Source organism: Haemophilus sp. SZY H8, from assembly GCF_018829755.1.
GTDB lineage: Bacteria > Pseudomonadota > Gammaproteobacteria > Enterobacterales > Pasteurellaceae > Haemophilus > Haemophilus haemolyticus_K.
Map to the genome: position 1 here is coordinate 22,859 of NZ_JAHKJY010000008.1, position 6,769 is coordinate 29,627.

5 protein-coding genes and 1 rRNA gene are annotated in these 6,769 nt (G+C 36.3%); 5 read left to right on the forward strand and 1 reads right to left on the reverse strand.

Annotated elements, in window-relative coordinates; all coding sequences use genetic code 11:
• Window positions 1-113: 113 nt before the first annotated feature.
• From yoaA to rnd, 5 genes are read left to right on the forward strand one after another with little or no spacing between them, the layout of a single operon-like run.
• Window positions 114-2,036 carry a DNA repair helicase YoaA gene (gene yoaA / locus KKW16_RS08885; RefSeq protein WP_215768195.1) on the forward strand — a complete coding sequence of 641 codons (1,923 nt, stop codon included), beginning with the start codon at window positions 114-116 and terminating at the stop codon, window positions 2,034-2,036.
• Window positions 2,037-2,049: 13 nt separating this feature from the next.
• Window positions 2,050-2,760, forward strand: a complete 711-nt coding sequence (gene tsaB, locus KKW16_RS08890) for a tRNA (adenosine(37)-N6)-threonylcarbamoyltransferase complex dimerization subunit type 1 TsaB (protein ID WP_140524211.1) — start codon at window positions 2,050-2,052, stop codon at window positions 2,758-2,760.
• A 24-nt stretch (window positions 2,761-2,784) separates the two neighbouring features.
• Window positions 2,785-3,336 carry a Slp family lipoprotein gene (locus tag KKW16_RS08895; protein WP_140524213.1) on the forward strand — a complete coding sequence of 184 codons (552 nt, stop codon included), beginning with the start codon at window positions 2,785-2,787 and terminating at the stop codon, window positions 3,334-3,336.
• A 42-nt stretch (window positions 3,337-3,378) separates the two neighbouring features.
• Entirely contained in the window at window positions 3,379-5,067 is a 1,689-nt protein-coding gene (fadD, locus tag KKW16_RS08900; RefSeq protein WP_140524215.1) for a long-chain-fatty-acid--CoA ligase FadD, read from the forward strand.
• A gap of 57 nt (window positions 5,068-5,124) precedes the next feature.
• On the forward strand, window positions 5,125-6,282 hold the full coding sequence (gene rnd, locus KKW16_RS08905; protein WP_048953289.1) for a ribonuclease D: 1,158 nt from the start codon (window positions 5,125-5,127) through the stop codon (window positions 6,280-6,282).
• A gap of 329 nt (window positions 6,283-6,611) precedes the next feature.
• Here rnd and rrf read toward each other — a convergent pair.
• A 5S ribosomal RNA gene (gene rrf / locus KKW16_RS08910) occupies window positions 6,612-6,727 on the reverse strand.
• Window positions 6,728-6,769: the final 42 nt, after the last annotated feature.

Sequence of the window (6,769 nt, forward strand, 5' to 3'; positions counted from 1 at the left end):
AATATCGGTTTTATAAATATAAATTAATTATTTCATCTTTGATGATTTCAACTGTCTTTCCTATACGATCACATCAAATTTTGCTAGACTTACCCCAAAAAATTTTCCTATAAATGAATTATCAAGATCAACTCTCTCACATATTCTCTCTCAATGGACAATTAAGTCAAAATATAAAGGACTTCAGTCCAAGGGCAGAACAACTTAGCATGGCTCAAGCCGTTGGTGATACTATTTATAATAGGTCTTCTCTTGTTATTGAAGCAGGTACAGGCACGGGCAAAACTTTGGCATATCTAGCTCCAGTATTACTATTTAACAAAAAAACCATTATTTCAACTGGATCCAAAAATTTACAAGATCAGCTTTTCAATCGAGATCTTCCTGCTATCAAAAAAGCGCTTAATTTCACAGGAAAAATAGCCTTACTCAAAGGAAGAGCAAACTATCTATGTTTAGAACGATTAGATCAAGTTATTGCACAAGGAGTGCTTGGTGATAAATCTGTTCTAACGGATTTAAGTAAAGTTAGAAAGTGGAATAACAGCACAAAAACAGGTGATTTTACTGAATGTGTAGAACTTGCCGAAGACAGCCCTATCATTTCACAGCTAACTAGTACCGCGGAAAGTTGTTTAGGAACTGATTGCCCTAATTATAGCGAATGCTATGTTACAGCAGCTCGGAGAAAAGCACTAAATGCGGATCTAGTGGTCATTAATCATCATTTGTTTTTTGCTGATATGGCTGTGAAAAAAACTGGATTTGGGGAATTAATTCCTCATGCAGAAGTGATTATTTTTGATGAAGCACATCAATTGCCCGATATTGCCAGCCAATATTTTGGGCAATCGCTCACCTCTCGACAGCTATTTGATTTATGCAAAGATATTAATATTGTTTATCGTACCGAACTAAAAGATATGCTGCAACTTGGCAGCACATCAGATACATTACTTAAAGTTGTACAGGATTTTCGTCTTTTATTAGGTGAAGAAAATAATACTCGTGGAAATTGGCGTGAATTTTATAAACAAAGTGCGGTAAAAAAAGCCTTTGATTTATTACAAGAAAAAATTAATTTTCTCTCCGAGGTGATTAAGCTTACATTAGGGCGTTCACAAACACTCGATAGTATTTTTGAACGTGTCGAATCAATAAAAAGTCAATTAAAGCGCCTAACCGAAACTAATATTGTGGGGTTTTGTTATTGGTATGAGGTAAATGGTCGTCAATTCGGCTTACATATTACACCGCTAACCGTGGCCGACAAATTTGGAGAACAACTGAAGATCAAAGAGGCTGCATGGATTTTTACTTCCGCAACATTAGAAGTAGGTGGAACCTTTAATCATTTTTGTCAACGATTAGGGATTGAACATGCAACACAAAAGATTTTACATAGTCCATTTAATTATCCTGAACAATCGTTACTTTGTGTTCCTCGTTATTTGCCAACTACCAATAAAACGCATACTTTAACATCATTAGGTGAAATGTTACTGCCAGTAATAGAAGCCAATAAAGGGCGCTGCTTTGTACTTTGCACTTCTTACACAATGATGCGAGGATTAGCAGAATATTTTCGTGAAAAAAGTATGCTTTCAATTTTAGTACAGGGAGAAACCTCTAAAGGCAAATTATTGGAACAATTCACTTATACCTCTCATAGTGTACTTGTTGCAACATCTAGTTTTTGGGAAGGAATCGATGTTCGCGGTGATGCACTTTCCCTGGTGATTATCGATAAACTTCCGTTTACTGCACCTGATGACCCCTTATTAAAAGCACGTATTGAAGATTGCAAGCTACAGGGAGGCGATCCATTCAATGATATTCAAATTCCAGAAGCCGTGATTACGCTAAAGCAAGGCGTTGGGCGTCTAATTCGAGGTGTAAGCGATCGTGGCGTAGTGATTATTTGTGATAATCGTTTAGTTATGAGAAATTATGGCGAAACGTTTTTAAAGAGTTTGCCAAACTCAAGTCGTACCCGAGATCTCAATAAAGTGATACAATTCTTACAAAATCAATAAATGAGAAAAAATAATGACAAAGCTAACTTTATTAGCATTAGATACCTCTACTGAAGCCTGCTCAGTTGCACTACTATATAACGGTGAAAAAACACATTTAAATGAATTAGCGCAACGCACGCACACCAAACGAATTCTTCCTATGATTGATAAAATCTTAGCAAACTCAGGCTTGCATTTAAATCAAGTTAATGCTCTGGCTTTTGGGCGTGGTCCTGGTAGTTTTACTGGTGTCCGTGTTGGTGCTGGGATTGCACAAGGTTTGGCGTTTGGAGCTGATTTACCTGTCATTCCTATTTCAAATTTAACCGCGATGGCACAGGCTGCATTTGAATTACATCAAGCAGAAAATGTCGTTGCAGCGATTGATGCCAGAATGAATGAAGTTTATTTTTCTCAATTAATGAGAGAAAAAGTGCGGTCTGATATCGGGGAATTTTTTCAATGGCGAGAAATCATAACTGAACAAGTTTGTTCGCCAGAACAAGCAATTAAACAGCTTCGAGATGATAATGCATTTAGAGTCGGGACTGGTTGGGCTGCGTATTCTCAATTTACTGAAAAAAATCTAACAAGCTCAGATATAGCGTTGCCTAATGCCTTATATATGCTGGAGCTAGCACGAGTAGAATACTTGCAGAAACGCACAATTTCAGCTTTAGAGATTGAACCGATTTATTTACGGAACGAAGTTACTTGGAAAAAATTACCAGGACGTGAATAAGTTTAAATAACTGGAGGATAGAAAATGAAAGGAAAAATTACCTTATTTTTTACCGCACTTTGCTTGGGATTGGCAGGCTGTATGACACCGCCGAAAGGGTTAGAAGAAGAGAGATTCTCTATTAATTCCTATCGCGAGATTTCCCCTCAGGATTTAACCTGTCATTGTAAAACTGTTCGACTTGGAGGGAAAATTGTTCAGGCGACTGTTTTACCAAATCGAACAAAAATTGAAGTGTTAAGTTTACCGGTATCATCAATTTCAGGTAAACCATTCGTTGAATTTCAATCAGATGGCCGCTTTATAGTGTATTTCAACGGCTTTGTAGACCCTGAAAATTTAAAAGAACGTTATATTACTGTAGGTGGGCAATTAGCTGGAACAGAGAAAGGCAAGATCGAACAAGCTGATTATACTTATCCTGTTATTCAACCTGATAAATACCGTATTTGGACACTAAGTACCACCTATGATTATCCAACAGATGATTGGGATGAAGATGATGATTGGGGATTTTTTAGATGGAGACATCGCCCTCGGTATATCCAACCCGAAATTCGCTATTATTTGAATTAAATGATAAAATCTTGGAAATTTTCCAATAAACTAGGATAAAAAATGGAAAAAATTTGGTTTCAAAACTATCCAGAAGGTTCTGAAAAATTTCTGGATACATCAAAATATGAGTCAATTCTGGATATGTTTGATAAAGCCGTACGTGAGCACCCCGACCGTCCAGCTTATATCAATATGGGACAAATACTTACATTCCGAAAATTAGAGGAGCGTAGTCGTGCTTTTGCTGCCTATTTACAAAACGAATTTAAACTTCAACGTGGCGATCGTGTAGCATTGATGATGCCAAACTTATTACAGTACCCTATTGCACTTTTTGGTATTTTACGGGCTGGTCTGACTGCAGTAAATGTTAACCCACTTTACACACCAAGAGAATTAGAACATCAACTACAAGACAGTGGTGCGGTGGCAATCATTGTTGTATCTAATTTTGCCTCAACCTTAGAAAAAGTTGTCTTCAACACGAATGTAAAACATGTCATTTTAACAAGAATGGGGGATCAGCTCTCTTTCGGTAAACGTACAATCGTCAATTTCGTTGTAAAATATATCAAAAAGCTCGTTCCTAAATACAAGTTGCCACATGCAGTAACATTTAGAGAAGTATTAAGCATCGGAAAATATCGTCAATATGTACGCCCCGATGTTGTTCGAAGTGATCTGGCATTCCTACAATATACTGGAGGTACAACTGGCGTCGCTAAAGGGGCAATGTTAACGCACGGAAATATTATTACTAATGTTTTCCAAGCTAAATGGATCGCAGAACCCTTTATTGGTGATCATACGCGTACTCATTCTGCAATTTTAGCCTTACCGCTCTATCACGTTTTTGCATTAACCGTAAATTGCTTATTATTTTTAGAATTAGGCGTTACCGCAATTTTAATCACTAATCCACGTGATATTGATGGTTTTGTAAAAGAACTAAAAAAATATCAATTTGAAGCTATTACAGGAGTAAATACGTTATTTAATGCTTTATTGAATAACGAAAACTTCAAAGAGGTGGATTTTTCAGCATTAAAACTCTCTGTAGGTGGAGGGATGGCAATTCAGCAATCTGTTGCAACACGTTGGCATGCTCTAACAGGTTGTAATATTATTGAAGGCTACGGCATGACAGAGTGTTCACCGCTTATTGCTGCTTGCCCAATTAATGTAGTAAAACACAATGGCACCATAGGCGTACCAGTTCCAAATACTGACATTAAAATTATCCAAGATGATGGAACCGAAGCCAAAATTGGGGAACCTGGCGAATTATGGGTAAAAGGCGAACAAGTCATGAAAGGTTATTGGCAACGCCCAGAGGCAACAAGTGAAGTTTTAAAAGATGGTTGGATGGCAACTGGCGATATTGTGATTATGGATGAAACTTATAGCCTTCGTATTGTTGATCGTAAAAAAGATATGATACTAGTCTCAGGCTTTAACGTATATCCAAATGAAATTGAAGACGTAGTAATGCTTAATAATAAAGTCTCAGAAGCTGTTGCTATCGGGATACCACATGAAGTATCAGGTGAAACTATCAAAATTTTTGTAGTAAAAAAAGATGATAGTCTAACACGTGATGAAATTCGCCAGCATTGTCGACAATATCTTACAGGCTATAAAGTTCCAAAAGAAATTGAATTCCGTGATGAATTACCCAAAACGAATGTAGGAAAAATTCTACGTCGCGTACTTCGAGATGAAGAAATCGCAAAACGTTCCGTTCATTAAATAAATGGGATAGCAATATCCCATTTCCTTGTTAAATCCTCCTGTTGAAACACGACAATGATAAAAGAATGCCAAAATTTACCGCACTTTTCTCTTATTACAACTAATACTGAGCTTTCAGAAATTTGCCTTTTGGCCCAACAACAGAATATAGTTGCGTTAGACACCGAATTTATACGCATATCAACCTATTTCCCAAAACTGGGATTAATCCAACTTTATGACGGCAAACGAGTGTCTTTAATTGATCCACTTATGATCACTGATTTTTCACCTTTTGTTAAACTACTTGCTGATTCTCACGTTCTCAAAGTATTACATTCTTGTAGTGAAGACTTATTAGTATTTTTGCAGGAATTTAATCAGTTGCCTATACCCATGATAGATACACAAATTATGGCTCGTTTCCTTGGACTAGGTATGTCTGCAGGTTTAGCAAAATTAGTCCAACAATATCTGAATATAAAAATAGATAAAGGTGCAACTCGTACTGATTGGATTAAACGTCCTCTTTCAAAAATACAATTACAGTATGCGGCTGGAGATGTATGGTATTTACTTCCGCTGTATCACATTCTGCAACAAGAACTCTCCCAAACGCCTTGGTTAAAAGCTGTAAAGGAAGACTGTGAACTCGCACTTATCAAAACATATAAATTAAAAGAACGAGATGCGAATAAAGCCTATTTGGATATTCCAAATGCATGGAAACTGAAGCCTTTAGAATTAGCTCGCTTAAAAGTTTTAGCAACATGGCGACAAAATATTGCTGTAAAACGAAATTTAGCCTTGTCTTATATTGTAAAATCAGAACATCTTTGGAAAGTAGCAAAGTACAATCCTCGTAATATAGCTGAGATGCTTGAACTGGGTCTAACTCATAATGAGATCCGAATCTATGGAAAAAAAATTCTTCAGCTCCTTACTCAAGCTAGCCAGATATCTCCTAATAATTATCCACAGAAAATAGTTAGAATTTCTGAAGATCCTCGTTATAAACAAATAATTCGTTCACTACAAGAGCAAGTTACTGCACTCACTCCAGGAGGACTATCACCAGAAATCATAGCGAGTAAACGAACATTAGAAGAATTAATAAAATGGGTGTGGAAAAAAGAATGTTCATCCAATAAATTACCGGAATTACTCATAGGTTGGCGTAAACAAATAGGTGATATATTGGTGAAAGAAATCAAAATAATAACAAATACCTAGTCTACGTCTCCAAGAGATTAGAATTAGAGCTAAAAATAATCTCTAATTAGAAGTACTATATAAACTGAAAAATAGTCATATTTATCCCTCAAGAGATATCTAAAAGATTATTAAGAATACATAAGTTTTGTATATCGAAAATCCAATAATACTGATTTTTGTAAATAATCGAAATATAAGCCCCATATCTCTTTCGGCACGAGCTATCATCTTTAATTCTATTTTTTATAATAGTTGTTAAGTTCAAATAGAAAAACCCCAGTAGCTCAACTGGGGTTCTTCTGTTTTTATTTTATTTTATTTTATTTAATTTAGCTTTGTATTTAGTAACCTGGCGGTGCCCTACTCTCACATGGGGAAGCCCCACACTACCATCGGCATTACAGCGTTTCACTTCTGAGTTCGGTATGGTGTCAGGTGGTTCCACCGCACTATCGCCGCCAGGATAATTCTTTGATAACTTTTATTCTAACTTCTATCTATGTTC

Coding starts and splice junctions, on each gene's coding strand:
- tsaB (WP_140524211.1), top strand. CDS start 2,050: ATGACAAAGCTAACTTTATTAGCATTAGATACCTCTACTGAAGCCTGC.
- rnd (WP_048953289.1), top strand. CDS start 5,125: ATGATAAAAGAATGCCAAAATTTACCGCACTTTTCTCTTATTACAACT.
- yoaA (WP_215768195.1), top strand. CDS start 114: ATGAATTATCAAGATCAACTCTCTCACATATTCTCTCTCAATGGACAA.
- fadD (WP_140524215.1), top strand. CDS start 3,379: ATGGAAAAAATTTGGTTTCAAAACTATCCAGAAGGTTCTGAAAAATTT.
- KKW16_RS08895 (WP_140524213.1), top strand. CDS start 2,785: ATGAAAGGAAAAATTACCTTATTTTTTACCGCACTTTGCTTGGGATTG.